The organism is Blastococcus sp. SYSU D00820 (assembly GCF_054050695.1).
The window spans coordinates 530,808-546,592 of sequence record NZ_JBJGZW010000001.1; the positions used below are offsets into that span (position 1 = coordinate 530,808).

Genomic DNA, 15,785 nt, shown 5'->3' on the forward strand with positions numbered 1-15,785 from the left:
CGGACGGCGACTGCGGCCGGACTGGACGCTACCTGTGAGTCGGCTGGGAGCCGGTCACGACGAGGGGGACATCGCCCGCCCGCGGCGCCAGTACCCGATCGCGTGGTGCTGGGCCCGGCCCAGCCCCCACCGCGAGCGCAGGTCGGCGCGGATCGTGCGGACGGTCGCCGACTCCGCGGCGACCCAGGCGAAGACGTCGTCCCCGCCGGGCGGGTCCAGCGCGGCGACGGCGTCGGCGAGCAGGGTGCTCTCCCCGGGCGGGGTCCCCCCGCGGTGCAGCCAGCGCACCGCCAGCCCGGCCGGCGCGGCCAGCGGCTGCTCCTCCTCCGGCCCGGCGACCTCGACGAGCGCGACGCCCCGGGTGTCCGGCGGCGCGGCGGCCAGCAACCGGCTGATCGCCGGTAGCGCGGTCTCGTCGCCGGCGAGCAGCAGCCAGCCGGCGGGCCGCTCGCCCAGCGACCCCGCGCCGGCCACCGCCAGCTGCGCGCCGGGGGACGCGGCGGCCGCCCAGGCCGCGGCCGGCCCGTCCCCGTGCAGCACGAAGTCGATCTCCACCTCGCCGCGGGCGGGATCCTGCCGGCGGGCGGTGTAGCTGCGCAGGCTCACCCCGTGCGCGCCGGCCGGCCACACGATCCGCCCGTCCCGGGCCACCTGGGGCCACTGCGGGTCGGGGTCCCCCACCCGTGGCACCAGCAGGTTCACCGTCGGGCCCGCGGCCGCGACCGCCTCGGGGGTGCCGGACAGCAGCACCCGGCGCACGGAGGGCGTGACGTCCGTGACGGAGACGACGGTCAGGACGTCGACCGGGCGCGGGCCCCCGGGAACCGTCGGATCGGCAGCGGTCACACGGTCAGCGTAGGGAGCGCGCCGGGGCGGGCCCGGAAGGGGCCGACCCGGCCGACCCCGGGGGAATGAGGTCGACCGGGCCGGCGATCGAGGACGGCCGCCTCACCGTGGGTAGCCGGTGCGTCCACCCTCACCAGGGAGGACGCCGGAGGCGGTGCCGTCGGTGAACACGCTACGTGACGGGAGCGCGGGCGCCAGTGCACGCAGGGGTGATCGTGGGCACCGGACGGGAAATGTGTGTCGGGGCTCGCGGGCGGGCAGGGCAGCACCGGAGCGCCGAGAGGCGGCGCGACGACCGGGGAGCGGACTCATGGCCGACGAGTTCTCGAAGGGTGACCACGTCACCTGGAACAGCCACGGCAGCAAGGCCGAGGGCGAGGTGGTCCGCAAGATCACCGAGGACACCGAGGCCGCGGGCCGCAAGGTCCGGGCCAGCTCCGACGACCCCCAGTACGAGGTCGAGAGCGAGAAGAGCGGGGGGCACGCGGTCCACAAGCCCTCAGCCCTGCACGAGAAGTGAGCCCACGAGGGCACGCGCCAGCACCACCAGGAACAGGAGGCCACCCGTGAGCGAGACCGGAGACCAGTTCGCCGGCACGTCCGCACGCAGCACCAAGCACAGTCCCCGGGTCGACGAGGAGCTCGAGCACGAGATCCAGGGGATGCTCAAGGCCGAGCACGCCACCCGGTCGCATGAGTGGCGCGAGGTCGAGCCGGTCGCCGAGGGCGAGCCGGACCTCACCGCCGACCCGGCCGGCACGCTGGTCGGCGGCACCCCGGTGGGCATGGACGCCGACGCCGTCGTCGCCCGCGCCGAGCTGGCCCGGTGGCTGGACCGTGCCGACTTCCCGAACACCGGCCCCGAACTGGTCGAGGCGGCGCTGGACCACCGGGCACCCGATGCCGTGGTGGCCGAGCTGCAGCGGCTGCCCGAGGGCCAGACCTTCGAGCGGATCGGCGACGTCGTCCGCGCGCTGGGCTACCCGACCGAGACCTGACCGGCCGGCGGGGGAGCGCGATCAGGCGTCGCGCTCCTCCGCCCCGCCGTCCTCCTCCTCGTCGGCGATCTCCTCGGCGCCGCGCCGGCGGAACAGCCGCGACCCGGGGAAGCCCTTCACCAGCTGCCGCAGGTCCTGCATCGTGTCGACCAGGTCGTGCACGTCGGGGCCGACGCCCTCCATCGACTTCAGCACCGGCAGGACGTCCTCGTCCAGGTGCCCGAGCAGCGTCGGGAGCCGGTCAATCAGCGACACCATCGACTCCACCTCCTCCGGCGCGAGCGTCTCGGCCAGCCGGCGCACGGACGGCGCGAGGTCGCGCAGCGGCCCCTCGTAGCCGGCCAGCAGCGGGTCGAGCCGTGCCACCAGCCCCTCGGCCCCGCTGACCGCGTCGTCGCTCCGGCCGATCGTGCCGCCGATCGCGTCCACCGCCCGGTCGGCCTTGGCCTGCGTCTCGCCGACGCTGGCGATCGCGTCGTCGGCTTTCTGCTGCGTCTCGCCCACCCGGGAGATGGCCTCGTCGGCCTTCTGCTGGGTCTCCCCGACCCGGGAGATGGCCTCGTCGGCCTTCTGCTGGGTCTCGCCCACCCGGGAGATGGCCTCGTCGGCCTTCTGCTGGGTCTCGCCCACGGCGCTGATGGCGGCGTCGGCCTCGCTCAGCGTGCCGCCGGCCCGGTCGATGGTCTGCTCCGCCTGCCGGCGGGTGGCCTCCAGCGCGGTGACCGCGAGGTCGGCCCGGTCCAGCAGCCCCTCGACGCGGTCGACCACCGAGCCGACCCGGTCGAGCAGCCCCTCCAGCCGCCCCACCGCGGTGACCACCCGGGGCACCAGCGCCAGCGCGTCGGCCACCCCCTCCCGCAGCCCCTCCACGGCGGAGAGGACGTCGGACGGGCCCGGGATGGATGGCAACCTCACGGGCCGACGCTACGTCCGTGCACAGCGCCACGCCCGACGATCTCCGCGCGTCGGCCGTCCGGGGAGCGGCTCGGCCGTATCGTGGGAGGGCCGCGGCTGTGCGCGGCCGCCGGCGCGTGCGCCGGATCGGGGAAGTGGCGCGGACCACGACGATGGGAAGTCGACACCGGTGCGGGACGAGCGGACGGGGGGCGGTGCCGGCGACGGCACGTCGGCCCCTGTCGACCGCTCCGGTGAACCGCTGACCCTCGAGCAGCTCATCGCCCGCCAGGGCGCAGGACCGAGCGGCCGCCGCGCCGCCCGGCGCACCGGCGAGGTGCCCATCCCGCTGCTGCCGGGCGAGTCGCTGCCCGCGCACCGCGGACCGCGCCCGGCCGTGCCGGCACCCGACGCCTCGCGCCGCCCCGCCCCGGCCGAGGAGCAGGGGCCGCGCCGCGGCCTGCCGCCGGTGCCCGCCGCTGCGGCGCCGGCCGCGCCCACCCCGGCCGCGCCCGCGCCCGCCGCGCCCACGCCGGCCGCCTCCGCCGGCGTCCGGCACTCGACGCCGATCCCGCCGCTGCCCGGTGGTGACGGCGTCCGCCACTCCACGCCGATCCCGCCCCTGCCCGGCGGCGGTCCGGTGCGGCACTCCGGTCCGGTGCCCCCGCTCCCGGGTGGCGGACCGATCCGTCACTCCGCGCCGGTGCCGCCGCTGCCGGGCCAGCCGCCGCGCAAGGGCGCCCCGCTGCCGCCGATCCCCGGCCTGGACGCCCCCGGCCGCTCGGGCGCCACCGCGGCGCGCCCGCCCGGCCGCCGCGAGACCCGCGCCGCCCGCCGGGCCGCCCGCAGCCCCGCCCGGCGCCGGCTGATCCGGGCGGCCATCGGCCTGGCCGCGCTGGTGGGCGTGGTGGTCGCCTACCACGTCGGCCTCTACTTCTACGTCGACCAGAGCATCGAGCGGGTCGAGGCGCTGGCCCCCGACGGCCAGGAGGTCGTCGCCCCGGGGCTGCAGGAGGGCTCGGCCACCTACCTCGTCGTGGGCACCGGCCTGCCCGGCGCGGAGGGGCCGGCGGCGGTGGCCACGCTGCTCGCGCACGTCTCCGCCGAGGGCGACCGCGCGGTGCTGCTGAGCGTGCCGCCGACCGCGCTGGTCGACACCCCGCAGTGCCGGGACGCCGACGGCGACCTCCGCGAGCCGACCACGGAGGCCTTCGCCGCCTCGCTGCTCGACGGCGGCCCGGCGTGCATGGTGCGGGCGGTGCAGCAGCTGTCCGGCCTGCGGGTGGACCACTACCTCGGCGTCGACCTCGGCCGGCTGCCGGCGATGGTCGACGCGCTCGACGGCATCAGCGTCTGCCTGACCGCGCCGTCCCCGGCCGTCGCCGCGTCGGCACGCCCGCTGGAGGCCGGCACGACCGAGCTCGACGGCGCCGCCGCCGGCGACTACCTCCGGCCCGGGGACTCCGGCGCCGACGTCACCGGTGCGGCCACCGCGGAGCGGGCGCAGCTGCTGCTCACCAGCACCCTGCGGCGGGCCATGTCGATGGGCGTGCTCGGCAACCCCGTCACCCTCACCTCGTTCCTCACCCGCGCGGCCGACGCGCTGACCGTCGACGAGCAGACCAACCTCGGCGACCTGCGGACGCTGGCCGGCACCCTCGGGGACCTCTCCGGTGACCAGGTGCAGCGGGCCGGGCTGCCCGTGGCCCAGGTCGGCTACGTGCCGGTGGGCACCGACCAGGCCTACGTCGTCCTCGACGCCCCGGCCACCCGCGCGCTGTTCGAGACCGTCATCGAGGACGGCCGGCTGCCCGACGACCTCGTCGCCACGGACGACGCGGCGGACGACGCGGCCGCGGCCGAGACCGCGCCCGATGCCCCGGCCACCGGCGCGGAGCAGCCCCCCGCCACCCCGGCCGTCCAGCCGCTCACCGTGGCGCCGGGGGCGATCACCGTCGACGTCCTCAACGGCACCGGCACCAGTGGCCTGGCCGCCACCGTCGCCGACGCGCTGCGGGCCGGCGGGTTCGTCGTCGGCCAGGTCGGCAACGAGCCCGGTGACGTCTCGCAGACCGTCGTGCGGCACGCGCCCGGCGCCCTCGAGGCCGCCCGGACCGTCGCCGCCGCGGTGCCGGGTGCGGTGCTGCAGGCCAGCGACTCGATCGGCGACGGGGTGCAGCTGGTGATCGGGCCGGGCTACTCGACCGTCGTCCCGGTCCAGGTCGGCGCGCCCGTGGCCGCGGCGGTGCCCGAGACCCCGGCGGCCGACACCGCCGCCCAGCCGTCGACGGAGCCGGCGTCGAGCACCACGCCCGTCACCTGCTGAGACGACTCCGGCCCGCCCCCCGGGTGGGGGACGGGCCGGAGTCGGGTCGAGCGCCCGGGTCGATTCAGCCGAAGCGGCCGGAGATGTAGTCCTCGGTGGCCTTCTGCTCCGGGTTGCTGAAGATCTTCTCGGTCGGGTTGAACTCGATGAGCCGGCCGGGCTGCCCCACGCCGTTGAGGTTGAAGAAGCCGGTCGACTCGCTCACCCGGGCGGCCTGCTGCATGTTGTGGGTGACGATGACGATGGTGAACCGCTCCTTGAGCTCGGTCATCAGGTCCTCGATGGCCAGCGTGGAGATCGGGTCCAGGGCCGAGCAGGGCTCGTCCATGAGCAGCACGTCGGGCTCCACCGCGATCGCCCGGGCGATGCACAGCCGCTGCTGCTGGCCACCGGACAGGCCCGAACCGGGCCGGTCGAGGCGGTCCTTGACCTCGTTCCAGAGGTTGGCGCCGCGCAGCGAGCGCTCGACGATGTCGTCGGCCTCGGACTTCCTCATCCGCTTGCTGTTCAGCCGGTTGCCGGCGATGACGTTGTCGTAGATCGACATCGTCGGGAACGGGTTGGGCCGCTGGAAGACCATCCCGATCTGGCGGCGGACGTCGACCGGGTCGACGTCGCTGCCGTAGAGGTCCTGGCCGTCCATGACGACCTTGCCCTCGACCCGCGCGCCCGGGAGCACCTCGTGCATCCGGTTGAGCGACCGGAGGAAAGTGGACTTGCCGCAGCCCGAGGGGCCGATCAGCGCGGTGATGCTGCGCGGCTCGATGGCGACGTTGACGCCCTCCACGGCGAGGAAGTTGCCGTAGTAGATGTTGAGGTCGGAGACCTCGATGCGCTTGGCCACGGGAGATGTCCTCCTGGTCGGTCGGCGGGACTCGGTCAGCGACCGGTCTTGGGGGCGAAGAAGCGGCTGATCAGACGGGCGACGACGTTGAGCGCCATGACCAGGACGATGAGCAGGAGGGCGGCGGTCCAGGCCCGGTCGTAGAACGCCTGCTCGGCCACCCCGGGCTGGGTCAGCTGGTAGAAGGCGAACACCGGCAGCGTCGCCATGCGTCCGTCGAAGGGGTTGAGGTTGGTGCCCGTGATGAGCCCGACGGTGATCAGCAGCGGAGCGGTCTCGCCCACCACGCGGGCGATGGCGAGGGTGATACCCGTTCCGAGGCCCGCCATAGCGGTGGGGAGGACCACCTTGACGACGGTCCGCCACTTCGGCACGCCCAGCGCGTAGCTGGCCTCGCGCAGCTCGTTGGGGACGAGCTTGAGCACCTCCTCGCAGGAGCGCACGACCACCGGGATCATCAGCACCGACAGGGCGACCGCGCCCATGACGCCGGCGCGGAAGTCGTTGCCGAAGACGAGCGTGAACAGGGCGTAGGCGAACAGGCCCGCGACGATCGACGGGATGCCGGTCATGACGTCGACGAAGAACGTGATGGCCCGCTTCAGCCGGCCGGTGCCGTACTCGACGAGGTAGATGGCGGTCATCAGCCCGATCGGCACGGAGATGACGGTGGCCAGGGCCGTGATGATCAGCGTCCCGAGGATGGCGTGGTAGGCGCCGCCGCCCTCGCCGACCACCCGGAACATCGAGTTGCTGAAGAAGTCGCCGTCGAGCCGGGCCAGCCCGTTGTCCAGCACCGTGTAGACCAGCGAGAGCAGCGGGATCATCGCGATGGCGAAGGCGGTGGTCACCAGGCAGGTGACCAGCCGGTCGGTGCCCTTGCGGCGGCCCTCGACGGCCCGCGAGGCGAGGTAGACGGCCAGCGTGCCCAGGACGACGCCGTAGACCACGGCCAGGGCGATGCCGGACCCGGTGACCGCCGCCAGCGCGGCCCCCAGCGCGAGACCGGCCAGGTACAGACCCGTCGGGGCGTAGCGCGGCAGTCGGCGCTGCACCCGCACGGGCCCCCGCTGCGGTGCCTTGGCCAGGGGCGCGGACTGCGTGTCGGTGCTCATCAGTTGGCTCCGGAGAAGTCGGCGCGCCGGTTGACGATCCAGCGGGCGAGCATGTTGACCGCGAGGGTGATGACGAAGAGCACCAGGCCGCTGGCGATCAGGGTGTTGACGCCCAGCCCGGTGGCCTCGGGGAAGCTCAACGCGATGTTCGACGCGATGGTCGAGGGGTTGGAGTTGCTGATCAGGTTGATCGTCGCACCGGCACCGCCGGACAGGATGATCGCGACGGCCATGGTCTCGCCCAGTGCCCGGCCCAGGCCCAGCATCGCGCCGGCGATGACGCCGGACTTCCCGTAGGGCAGCACCGCCATCTTGATCATCTCCCACCGCGTGGCGCCGAGGGCCAGGGCCGCCTCGCGGTGCAGCGCGGGGGCCTGGCCGAAGACCTCGCGGGCGATGGCCGAGATGATCGGCAGGATCATCACGCCGAGCACCAGGCCGACGGTGAGCATCGTGCGGCCGCTGGTGGAGGCGGGGCCCGCGAAGAACGGGAGGAAGGCCAGGTGGTCGGCCAGCCACTGGTGCAGGGGCACGAGCTGGGGGGCCAGGACCACGTAGCCCCAGAAGCCGTAGACGACGCTGGGGATGGCGGCCAGCAGGTCGATGACGTAGCCCAGGCCCGCGGCGATCCGCCGGGGGGCGTAGTAGGTCACGTAGAGGGCGATGCCGACGGCCAGCGGCGTGGCCACCAGCAGCGCGAGCACGGCGCCGAGGAGCGTCCCGAGGACCAGCGGGCCGACGTAGGCGCCGAGGCCCTCGCCGCCGGGGATGTCCTCCGCGGAGGCGGTGAGCGCGGGGACCGCCTCGCTGATGAGGAAGGCGGCGACCCCGGCCAGGACGAGCAGGATGAAGATGCCGGAACCGCGGGCGGTGCCGGCGAAGATGCGGTCGCCGGGCCGGCGCACGGCGCGCGACGACGGCGGGGGTTCGGTCGGGGCCTTCGTGGCGGTCACCGCTGCTCCGTGGGGATGGCTCGTGGGTTCGGGTGCCCGGGGCCGGGCGGGGCGATGGCCCGGGGCGTCGATCCGACGCCCCGGGCCACCGCGGAGGGCCGGGTCAGCCGGCGGTGATGGCGTCGACCGCCGTCTGCGCCTGCTCGCGCAGCGTGTCGGAGATCGGCGCGTTGCCGGCGTTCTCGGCAGCCGCGGACTGGCCGTCCTCGCTGATCACGTAGGACATGAAGGCCGCCACGTTGTCGGCGGTCTCCTGGTCGTCGTAGGTGATGCAGCCGATGTGGTAGCTGACGAGGACGATCGGGTACTCGCCCGAGCCCGAGGTCTCGCGGTTCAGCTCGATGGCGAAGTCGTACTCGCCGCGGCCCTCGACGGCCGGGGAGTTCTCGACGACCGCCGCGGCCGCGTCGGGGGTCGGGGCGACGTACTCCTCGCCGACGGCGATGCTCGCCACGCCCAGGTCGCCGGCGCGGCTGGCGTCGGCGTAGCCGATGGCGCCGTCCACGCTGCCCACGACGTCGACCACGCCGGAGGTGCCCTGGGCGGCCTCGCCGCCCTCCAGCGGCCAGACGCCGTCCGGCTCGGAGGTCCACACGTCACCGGCCGTCTGGAACAGGTAGTCGGTGAAGTTGTCCGTGGTGCCGGAGTCGTCGGCGCGGTGCACGGGGGTGATGGCCGTGGCCGGCAGCGTCGCGTCGGGGTTCTCCGCGGCGATCGCCGGGTCGTTCCACGTGGTGATGGCGCCGGTGAAGATGCCGGCGATCGTCGCGGGCGACAGGTTCAGCTCGTCGACGCCCTCGAGGTTGAAGATGACCGCGATCGGCGAGATGTAGTTCGGCAGCTCGAAGACCTCGCCGCCGGCGCAGCGCTCCTGCGCGGCCGCCAGCTCCTCGTCGTCCAGCGCGGCGTCCGACCCGGCGAAGGCGGTGGTGCCCGCGATGAACTGCTCGCGGCCGGCGCCGGAGCCGGCCGGGTCGTAGCTGAAGTCCACGTCCGGGTACTCGCCCTGGAAGCCGGCCTGCCAGGCCTCCATGGCGGCCTGCTGGCTGCTCGCGCCGGCGCCGACGAGGCTGCCGCTCAGCTGCTCGGCGCTGCCGCCGCTGTCGCTGCTGCCGCCGGCGGTGTCGGTCTCGTTCGCGGCACCGCACGCGGCGAGCGCGAGGGTGCTGGCCAGCGCCGTGGAGAGGACGACGGCGCGCGACCTGGTGCTGAGCTTCAACTCAGTGCCTTTCGATGGAGCCCGGACCTCGATGCCGGGCAGGGAGTGACCAACGACAGGCACGCTAGGAAGCCGAGGTGGCCGCCTCCGGGTCGCTCGGTGAACGACCGGTGAACGGCCGCCGAGGTCTTGCCGACCGGGTGAGAACCAGGTCACGTCGAGCCGGTGAACGAGCGCGTTTCCGCTCGCCCGAGCACCCCGCGGGTGGGCAGAGTGGCCGGTTGGCCGGGCGTCTCCGGCGCCCGCCCGGCGTCAGGCGGGGCGCCGCCAGGCGACGTCGACGGCGTACCGGGTGAACCCCCGGTGCTCGTAGAGGGTCACCGCGGCGGTGTTCTCCTCCTCGACGTAGAGGAGCACCTCGGCCAGGCCGCGCCGGCGCAGGTAGGCCAGGCCGACCTCGGTGAGCGCCCGGCCCAGGCCCAGGCCCTGCGCGTCCGGGTCGATGCCGACGACGTAGACCTCGCCGATCTCCTCGTCCGCGGCGTCGCCGGGCGGGTGGACCTTGGTCCAGTGGGAGCCGAGGAGGGTGCCGCCGGCGTCGGGGTCCCCGCGCCAGGCCAGGAAGAACCCGGCCGGGTCGAACCAGGGCTCGGCCTCGCGCAGCGCGACGTCCTCGGCGGTCCAGCTGCCCTGCTCGGGGTGGGTGGCGAAGGCGCGGGCGTTGACCCGCAGCCAGGCGGCCTCGTCGCGGCCGGGCCGGAAGGTCGCGATGGTGACGCCCTCGGGCAGCGCGGGGCGGGGGTCGGGATCGACCCCGGCGAGGTCGCGGCGCATCTGGAGCAGTACGCGGGCGCGCCCGTAGCCGCGGCCGCCGGCCAGCTGGGCCGAACCGGGCAGGTCGCCGTGCGCCCACACGCGCAGCGGCCGGCCGCCGGCCAGCCGCTCCAGCTCGCCGAGCAGGGCGGTACCGACGCCGCGGCGCCGTGCCGCGGGCGCGACGACCAGCTCGGCCTCGGCGTCGCCGGTGCCGTCGCCGCCCTCGAAGCGCGCGTAGCCGGCGAGCGCGCCGGCGTCGTCGACGGCGAGCACGTCCTGGCCGCCGGCCGGGCCGCCGTGCTGCAGCCGCAGCTCGGCCTCCTCCGACAGGGGGCGCACCCCGTCGGCGGAGGTGGCCGCCCGCAGCAGGGCCAGGACGTCGGCGACCTGCCCGGCGTCGAGCCGGGCGACGGTGCGGACGACGGCCGCCGGGCCGGTGCTCAGAGCAGCGGAGCGGCGGGCTCGGCCGCCTCGGCCTCGGCGCGCGCGGCAGCCGCCGTGGCGTCGGCGACCTGCTGGTCGAGCTTGTAGCCGACGTTGCGCACCGTGCCGATCAGCGCCTCGTGCTCGGTGCCGAGCTTGGCGCGCAGCCGCCGCACGTGGACGTCGACGGTGCGGGTGCCGCCGAAGTAGTCGTAGCCCCAGATCTCCTGCAGCAGCTGGGCGCGGGAGAAGACCCGGCCGGGGTGCTGGGCGAGGTACTTCAGGAGCTCGAACTCCTTGTACGTGAGGTCGAGCGGGCGGCCGCGGAGCTTGGCCGAGTAGCTGTGCTCGTCGATGACCAGCTCGCCGGCCTGCGTGATGCCGCCGTCCACGCCGTCGGCAGGGGTGGCCGCGGCCAGCCGGCGGGCGGTGGCCCACTTCAGCCGGGCGTCGACCTCGGCTGGCCCGGCGGTGTCGAGCAGCACGTCGTCGACGCCCCAGTCGGCCGACAGCGCGACCAGGCCGCCCTCGGAGAGCACCGCAACGAGGGCCGAGGCGACCCCGGTGGAGGAGAGCAGGCCGCAGAGGGTGCGGGCCTGGATGAGGTCGTGGCGGGCGTCGACGAGGACGACGTCCCCGGAGTCGCCGTCGAGCAGGCTGGACAGCTCGGGGGCCACCACGCGGACCTGGTGGCCGAGCAGCCCGAGGGCCGGCAGGACCTCGGTCGTGGCCTGGCGCGCCGCGGTCATGAGCACGAGTCGCATGTCGTCTCCTCAGGGGAGCCTGGGACGACGGGGTCGTCCGGGGGCCCACGACGCCGCTGTCGCGTGAGTCAGCAGGATAACCGACGTGTCTCCCCCGGCCCCGGACGTCGCGATCATCCGCTCGGTGACCGCCCGGACCGAGGACGGCGTGACGCTCGCGGGCGTCGTCGTCCCCGCCGCCCGGCCGCCCGCGGCGGGGGAGCGGGCGCTCACCTTCGTCGTCGCCCACGGGTTCACCAACTCCACCGCCCGTCCGGACTTCCGCCGGCTGGCCGGCTGGCTGTCGCGGTTCGGCGAGGTCAGGGGCCTGGACTTCCGGGGCCACGGCCGCTCGGGCGGTGCCAGCGGGGCCGGCGGCGACCCCGAGATGCGCGACGTCGACGCCGCGGTGGCCGCCGCCCGCGCCGACGGCGCGGACGCGGTGGTCACCGTGGGCATGTCGATGGGCGGCGGTGCGGCGCTGCGGCAGGCGGCGCTGGGCCGGCACCGGCCCGACGCCGTGGTCAGCGTCAGCGCCGTGAGCCGCTGGTACGTCCGGGACACCGCCCCCATGCGCCGGGTGCACTGGCTGCTGGAGACGACGCCCGGCCGGCGGCTGGCCTCGCGGGTGGTGCGGCTGCGCCTGGACGACCCCTGGCTCACCCCGCCGCCGGCGCCGCTGGAGGTGGTCAGCCGGATCGCGCCGACGCCGCTGCTGCTCGTGCACGGCGACCGCGACGAGTACTTCCCGCTCGAGCACTTCCGCCTCCTGGTCGCCGCGGCCGGTCCGGCGGCCACCGCGTGGGTGGTCCCGGGCTTCGGACACGCCGAGAGCGGGGCCACCGCGCCGCTCGTCGAGCGGATCGGGCGCTGGGCGTCTGCGACGATCGGGGCGTGACTGCCGCCACGCCGGACCTGGAGCTGCCCGCGCGGGCGCACCACCTGCCGGCCGCGCTGGTGGTGGCGGCCGCCACCGCGCTGCTCGTCGTCCTGCCCGACCGGCTCGGCGACCAGGGCCGGCTGGCCGCCGTCCTGGCGCTGCAGCTGGCCCTGGTCGCGGCGTGGGGCCCGGCCACCCGCATGCGCGGCCCGGCCGGGTCGCTGGTCATCGGCCTGGCCGCGGCGGCCGCCGCCGACCTGCTGCTCGTGCTGCCCGAGCGCCCCGAGCTGGGCGCGCTGCTGGCCGTGCCGGGGGTGGCCTTCGTCGCCGCGGTGCTGCACCAGATGCTGCGGAAGGCGCCACGGGCCGACGTCGTCGGCTCGCTGGCCGGGGTGGTGCTGCTGGTCTGCGCGGTGTGCGCCGGCGCGGTGTGGCTGCGGGTGCCCGACGTCGCCGGTGGCGACGGCGCGGCGGCCACCGCGGCCCTGGTCGTCGGCGGTGCGCTGGTCGTGGGGCACCTGGTCGACACCGTCCTGCCGCGGCCGCAGGTCGCACCCGGCGTGCCGGTCGGCGTCCTGGCCCTGCTGCTGGCCGTGCTGGCCGGTGCGGCGGTCGCGCTGGTGCGGCACTCCCCGGGCGGGCTGCTGGACACGCTCTCCTCGGTGACCGTGGGCCTGGTGCTCTCCGCGGTCGCCGTGCTGATCGGCCTGGCCGCCAGCTACGTCGTCGCCGAGGGGCGCGGGCGCGGCTGGTCGCTGCCGGTGGTGCAGGCGGCGCTGCCCATCGCGGCCACCGCGCCGGTCGCGTTCTCCGTCGCCCTCCAGACGGGGTTCTGAGGCCGCCCGCGTGAAGGGTCTGCTGGTGGTCCTCGTCGTCCTGCTCGGCCTGGCGCTGGTCGCCGACCGGGTGGCCGTGGGCGTGGCCGAGGACCGCGTCGCCGAGGCCATGGCCGACCGGGGGGGCCTGTCCGGCACGCCGTCGGTCGCGATCGAGGGGTGGCCGTTCCTCACCCAGGCCGTCGCCGGCGACTACGAGGAGGTGCGCATCGCCCTCACCGCCTCCGACCTCGGCCAGCCGGAGGGCACCCGCGCCGACGTCACGCTGCGCGGCGTGCACGTGCCGCTGTCGGCGGTGCTGGGCGGCTCGGTCACCGAGGTGCCGGTCGACCGGATCGACGGGACCGCCACGCTGTCGTACGCGCTGCTGTCCGAGCAGCTCGGTGCGGACACCACGCTGACCCGGGAGGGCGACGGCCTGCGGATCACCCGGACCGTCGAGCTGCTCGGGCAGTCGTTCCCGCTGACCGCCGTCGGCCAGGTCTCGCTGGACGGGGACGAGCTGGTGATCGACGTCGAGGAGGCCGCGGGCGCCGGCATCGAGCTGCCCTCGCCGCTGGTGGACGAGGCCAGCGACCTGCTCGACCTGCGCTACCGGCTCAGCCTGCCGTTCGGCCTCCGGCTCACCTCCGTCGAGCCGGCCGAGGACGGCGTGGCCGTCGCCGTCGAGGCCACGGACACGGTGCTGCGCGGCTGAGCCGCCGGCGGGAATGCCGTCCGCGCGGCCGCGGTTGGCAGCGGGGATGGACGGGACGGGGGCGGTCGTGCTGGCCGCGGCGCTGCTGGTCGCCGCCGCGGTGGCGGTCTGGCTGCGCACCCGCAGCGGCGCGGTCCGCGCCGTCGAGGAGGGAGCCGCCGTGCAGCCGGTCGAGGTGCTCGCCGGGCTGGGGGTCCGCCCGCAGGAGGCCGACCTCACCGTCGTCCAGTTCTCGACCGCGTTCTGCGGTCCCTGCCGGGCCACGCGGGCCCGGCTGCAGCAGCTGCAGGCGACCCGGCCGGGCCTGGCCTACGTGCACGTGGACGCCGAGAGCCACCTCGAGGCCGTCCGCGAGCTCGACGTCCGGCGCACCCCCACGCTGTTCTACCTGGACCGCACCGGCGCCCTGCTCGGGCGCAGCAGCGGCGCCCCGCGGCCGGAGGAGCTGACCGCTCTCGTCGACGCCCACACGGGGGCGCGCTCGTGATCGGCTACTCTCGCCCCATGGGCACCCTGCTGACCTCGCGCCGCACAGTGGACCTGTGCCGCGTCGGCAGCTGCCTGTGTCCGGCCTCCTGAGGGTGGGCTGACCCCCGCCCAGACGTGCCCTGACCGCCGTCCGGAGACCTTGCTTCCATGCCTGCTCGCCATGCCGCCGCACCCGCGGTCGTGGACGTCCGGGGCCCGCGCTTCGCCGCGTGGGTCACCAGTGCCGTCCTCGCCGTCGCGCTGCTCACCGCCTCGGGCTGGCTGGTGGCCGCCCAGGCCGCCGTCTTCGCCGCCGGCGCCCTCGGCGGGATGCGGCGGGCGCCCTACGGCCTGCTGTACCGCGTCCTGGTCGCCCCGCGGCTGGGCCCGGTGCGGGAGCGCGAGCCCGAGGCGCCGCTGCGCTTCGCCCAGCTCGTGGGCCTCGTCTTCGCCGTCGTCGGTGCCGCCGGCTACCTGCTCGGCGCGCCCGTCGTCGGCGCCGTCGCCACCGGCCTGGCGCTGGTGGCGGCCCTGCTCAACGCGGCCACCGGCTTCTGCCTGGGCTGCGAGCTCTACCTCACCGTCCGCCGGGCCGCCCCGGCGCACACCGCCTGACCCGACCGCACCACCGACCAGGGAGGAACACCCCCCATGAGCCGCAACGACGTGCTCGTCACCGCCGACTGGGTGCAGGAGCACCTCGGCGACCCCGGCATCGTCCTCGTCGAGGTCGACGAGGACACCAGCGCCTACGACGGCGGCCACATCGAGGGTGCGGTGAAGCTGGACTGGAAGAAGGACCTCCAGGACCCGCTGCGCCGCGACTTCGTGGACAAGGCCGGTTTCGAGGCGCTGCTGTCCTCGCGCGGGATCGCCAACGACGACACCGTGATCCTCTACGGCGGCAACAACAACTGGTTCGCCGCCTACGCGTACTGGTACTTCAAGCTGTACGGCCACTCCGACGTCAAGCTGATGGACGGCGGCCGCAAGAAGTGGGAGCTCGACGGCCGCCCGCTGAGCAAGGACGCCGTCGAGCGCCCGGCGACGCAGTACACGGCGCAGGAGCCCGACCTGTCGATCCGCGCCTTCCGCGACGAGGTCGTCGCCTCGATCGGCAGCAAGAACATCGTCGACGTCCGCTCGCCCGACGAGTTCTCCGGCAAGATCCTCGCCCCGGCGCACCTGCCGCAGGAGCAGTCGCAGCGTGCCGGCCACGTGCCCTCCGCGATCAACATCCCGTGGAGCAAGGCGGCCAACGAGGACGGCACCTTCAAGTCCGACGAGGAGCTGGCCAAGCTCTACGCCGAGCAGGGCTTCGACGACAGCAAGGCCACCATCGCCTACTGCCGCATCGGCGAGCGCTCGAGCCACACCTGGTTCGTGCTGCGCGAGCTGCTCGGCAAGACCGACGTCAAGAACTACGACGGCAGCTGGGTCGAGTACGGCTCGCTGGTCGGCGTCCCGATCGAGAAGTGAGCTGACCCATGTGCGCAGCCCCGAAGCAGGGTGGTGCCCTCGTCGGCATCGACCTGAGCACGCAGACCGTCATCCAGGGCCAGGTGTGGCACGACGGAGCCCCCGTCGCCGGCGCCTACGTGCGGCTGCTCGACGGCACCGACGAGTTCACCGCCGAGGTCGTCACCAGCCCCGAGGGTGAGTTCCGCTTCTTCGCCGCTCCCGGCGAGTGGAAGCTGCGCTCGCTGGCGCAGGCCGGCAAGGGCGAGCGCGTCATCAGCGCCGAGGTCGGCCTGAACGAGACGACGGTCGTCATCGCGTAGCTGGAG

18 protein-coding genes are annotated in these 15,785 nt (G+C 75.2%); 10 read left to right on the forward strand and 8 right to left on the reverse strand.

Annotated features, from left to right (window positions below):
* Nucleotides 1-54: 54 nt before the first annotated feature.
* Entirely contained in the window at nt 55-846 is a 792-nt protein-coding gene (locus ACI79R_RS02510; protein ID WP_456571998.1) for a siderophore-interacting protein, read from the reverse strand.
* A 310-nt stretch (nt 847-1,156) separates the two neighbouring features.
* Between ACI79R_RS02510 and ACI79R_RS02515 the strand changes: the two genes are divergently transcribed.
* Both ACI79R_RS02515 and ACI79R_RS02520 read left to right on the forward strand, forming a co-directional pair.
* The gene (locus ACI79R_RS02515; protein ID WP_456571999.1) at nt 1,157-1,366 is read left to right on the forward strand and encodes a DUF2945 domain-containing protein; all 210 of its coding nucleotides are present in this window, start codon (nt 1,157-1,159) and stop codon (nt 1,364-1,366) included.
* A gap of 46 nt (nt 1,367-1,412) precedes the next feature.
* A complete protein-coding gene (locus ACI79R_RS02520) occupies nt 1,413-1,844 on the forward strand; it encodes a DUF2795 domain-containing protein (RefSeq protein WP_456572000.1) in 432 nt (143 codons plus the stop codon).
* A gap of 21 nt (nt 1,845-1,865) precedes the next feature.
* Here the strand turns inward: ACI79R_RS02520 and ACI79R_RS02525 are convergent, their stop codons facing one another.
* Nucleotides 1,866-2,759 (reverse strand): alanine-zipper protein, encoded by an 894-nt coding sequence (locus tag ACI79R_RS02525; RefSeq protein WP_456572001.1) that lies wholly within the window; start codon nt 2,757-2,759, stop codon nt 1,866-1,868.
* A 169-nt stretch (nt 2,760-2,928) separates the two neighbouring features.
* Between ACI79R_RS02525 and ACI79R_RS02530 the strand changes: the two genes are divergently transcribed.
* Nucleotides 2,929-5,064 (forward strand): LCP family protein, encoded by a 2,136-nt coding sequence (locus ACI79R_RS02530; protein ID WP_456572002.1) that lies wholly within the window; start codon nt 2,929-2,931, stop codon nt 5,062-5,064.
* A gap of 64 nt (nt 5,065-5,128) precedes the next feature.
* On the opposite strand, the gene pstB is transcribed toward ACI79R_RS02530, so the two are convergent.
* The 6 genes from pstB to ACI79R_RS02560 all read right to left on the reverse strand — a co-directional run bounded on the left by pstB (nt 5,129) and on the right by ACI79R_RS02560 (nt 11,138).
* Nucleotides 5,129-5,908, reverse strand: a complete 780-nt coding sequence (gene pstB, locus ACI79R_RS02535; RefSeq protein ID WP_456572003.1) for a phosphate ABC transporter ATP-binding protein PstB — start codon at nt 5,906-5,908, stop codon at nt 5,129-5,131.
* Nucleotides 5,909-5,943: 35 nt separating this feature from the next.
* Nucleotides 5,944-7,023, reverse strand: a complete 1,080-nt coding sequence (pstA, locus tag ACI79R_RS02540; protein WP_456572004.1) for a phosphate ABC transporter permease PstA — start codon at nt 7,021-7,023, stop codon at nt 5,944-5,946.
* Nucleotides 7,023-7,976: a phosphate ABC transporter permease subunit PstC gene (gene pstC, locus ACI79R_RS02545; RefSeq protein ID WP_456572005.1), complete on the reverse strand. Its 954-nt coding sequence runs from the start codon at nt 7,974-7,976 to the stop codon at nt 7,023-7,025. The genes pstA and pstC overlap by 1 nt, the downstream gene beginning before the upstream one ends.
* A gap of 103 nt (nt 7,977-8,079) precedes the next feature.
* The gene (gene pstS, locus ACI79R_RS02550) at nt 8,080-9,195 is read right to left on the reverse strand and encodes a phosphate ABC transporter substrate-binding protein PstS (RefSeq protein ID WP_456572006.1); all 1,116 of its coding nucleotides are present in this window, start codon (nt 9,193-9,195) and stop codon (nt 8,080-8,082) included.
* Nucleotides 9,196-9,447: 252 nt separating this feature from the next.
* On the reverse strand, nt 9,448-10,395 hold the full coding sequence (gene mshD, locus ACI79R_RS02555) for a mycothiol synthase (RefSeq protein ID WP_456572273.1): 948 nt from the start codon (nt 10,393-10,395) through the stop codon (nt 9,448-9,450).
* Complete coding sequence (locus ACI79R_RS02560; RefSeq protein WP_456572007.1) at nt 10,392-11,138, reverse strand: winged helix-turn-helix transcriptional regulator; 747 nt, start codon at nt 11,136-11,138, stop codon at nt 10,392-10,394. Before ACI79R_RS02560 ends, mshD begins: the two co-directional genes overlap by 4 nt.
* An 85-nt stretch (nt 11,139-11,223) precedes the next feature.
* Here ACI79R_RS02560 and ACI79R_RS02565 point away from each other — a divergent pair, with 85 nt between their 5' ends.
* From ACI79R_RS02565 to ACI79R_RS02595, 7 genes are all read left to right on the forward strand, one after another.
* The gene (locus tag ACI79R_RS02565) at nt 11,224-12,015 is read left to right on the forward strand and encodes an alpha/beta hydrolase family protein (protein WP_456572008.1); all 792 of its coding nucleotides are present in this window, start codon (nt 11,224-11,226) and stop codon (nt 12,013-12,015) included.
* The gene (locus ACI79R_RS02570; protein WP_456572009.1) at nt 12,012-12,833 is read left to right on the forward strand and encodes a hypothetical protein; all 822 of its coding nucleotides are present in this window, start codon (nt 12,012-12,014) and stop codon (nt 12,831-12,833) included. Before ACI79R_RS02565 ends, ACI79R_RS02570 begins: the two co-directional genes overlap by 4 nt.
* A gap of 10 nt (nt 12,834-12,843) precedes the next feature.
* Nucleotides 12,844-13,530 carry an LmeA family phospholipid-binding protein gene (locus ACI79R_RS02575; RefSeq protein ID WP_456572010.1) on the forward strand — a complete coding sequence of 229 codons (687 nt, stop codon included), beginning with the start codon at nt 12,844-12,846 and terminating at the stop codon, nt 13,528-13,530.
* A 46-nt stretch (nt 13,531-13,576) separates the two neighbouring features.
* A complete protein-coding gene (locus ACI79R_RS02580; RefSeq protein WP_456572011.1) occupies nt 13,577-14,017 on the forward strand; it encodes a thioredoxin family protein in 441 nt (146 codons plus the stop codon).
* 149 nt (nt 14,018-14,166) lie between these two features.
* Complete coding sequence (locus tag ACI79R_RS02585; protein ID WP_456572012.1) at nt 14,167-14,613, forward strand: DUF4395 domain-containing protein; 447 nt, start codon at nt 14,167-14,169, stop codon at nt 14,611-14,613.
* Between the two features lie 36 nt (nt 14,614-14,649).
* The gene (locus tag ACI79R_RS02590) at nt 14,650-15,477 is read left to right on the forward strand and encodes a sulfurtransferase (RefSeq protein ID WP_456572013.1); all 828 of its coding nucleotides are present in this window, start codon (nt 14,650-14,652) and stop codon (nt 15,475-15,477) included.
* An 8-nt stretch (nt 15,478-15,485) separates the two neighbouring features.
* Complete coding sequence (locus ACI79R_RS02595) at nt 15,486-15,779, forward strand: DUF1416 domain-containing protein (protein WP_456572014.1); 294 nt, start codon at nt 15,486-15,488, stop codon at nt 15,777-15,779.
* The last annotated feature ends 6 nt before the right edge of the window (nt 15,780-15,785 follow it).

Coding starts and splice junctions, on each gene's coding strand:
- ACI79R_RS02515 (WP_456571999.1), top strand. CDS start 1,157: ATGGCCGACGAGTTCTCGAAGGGTGACCACGTCACCTGGAACAGCCAC.
- pstA (WP_456572004.1), bottom strand. CDS start 7,023: ATGAGCACCGACACGCAGTCCGCGCCCCTGGCCAAGGCACCGCAGCGG.
- ACI79R_RS02560 (WP_456572007.1), bottom strand. CDS start 11,138: ATGCGACTCGTGCTCATGACCGCGGCGCGCCAGGCCACGACCGAGGTC.
- ACI79R_RS02580 (WP_456572011.1), top strand. CDS start 13,577: ATGGACGGGACGGGGGCGGTCGTGCTGGCCGCGGCGCTGCTGGTCGCC.
- ACI79R_RS02585 (WP_456572012.1), top strand. CDS start 14,167: ATGCCTGCTCGCCATGCCGCCGCACCCGCGGTCGTGGACGTCCGGGGC.
- ACI79R_RS02590 (WP_456572013.1), top strand. CDS start 14,650: ATGAGCCGCAACGACGTGCTCGTCACCGCCGACTGGGTGCAGGAGCAC.
- ACI79R_RS02595 (WP_456572014.1), top strand. CDS start 15,486: ATGTGCGCAGCCCCGAAGCAGGGTGGTGCCCTCGTCGGCATCGACCTG.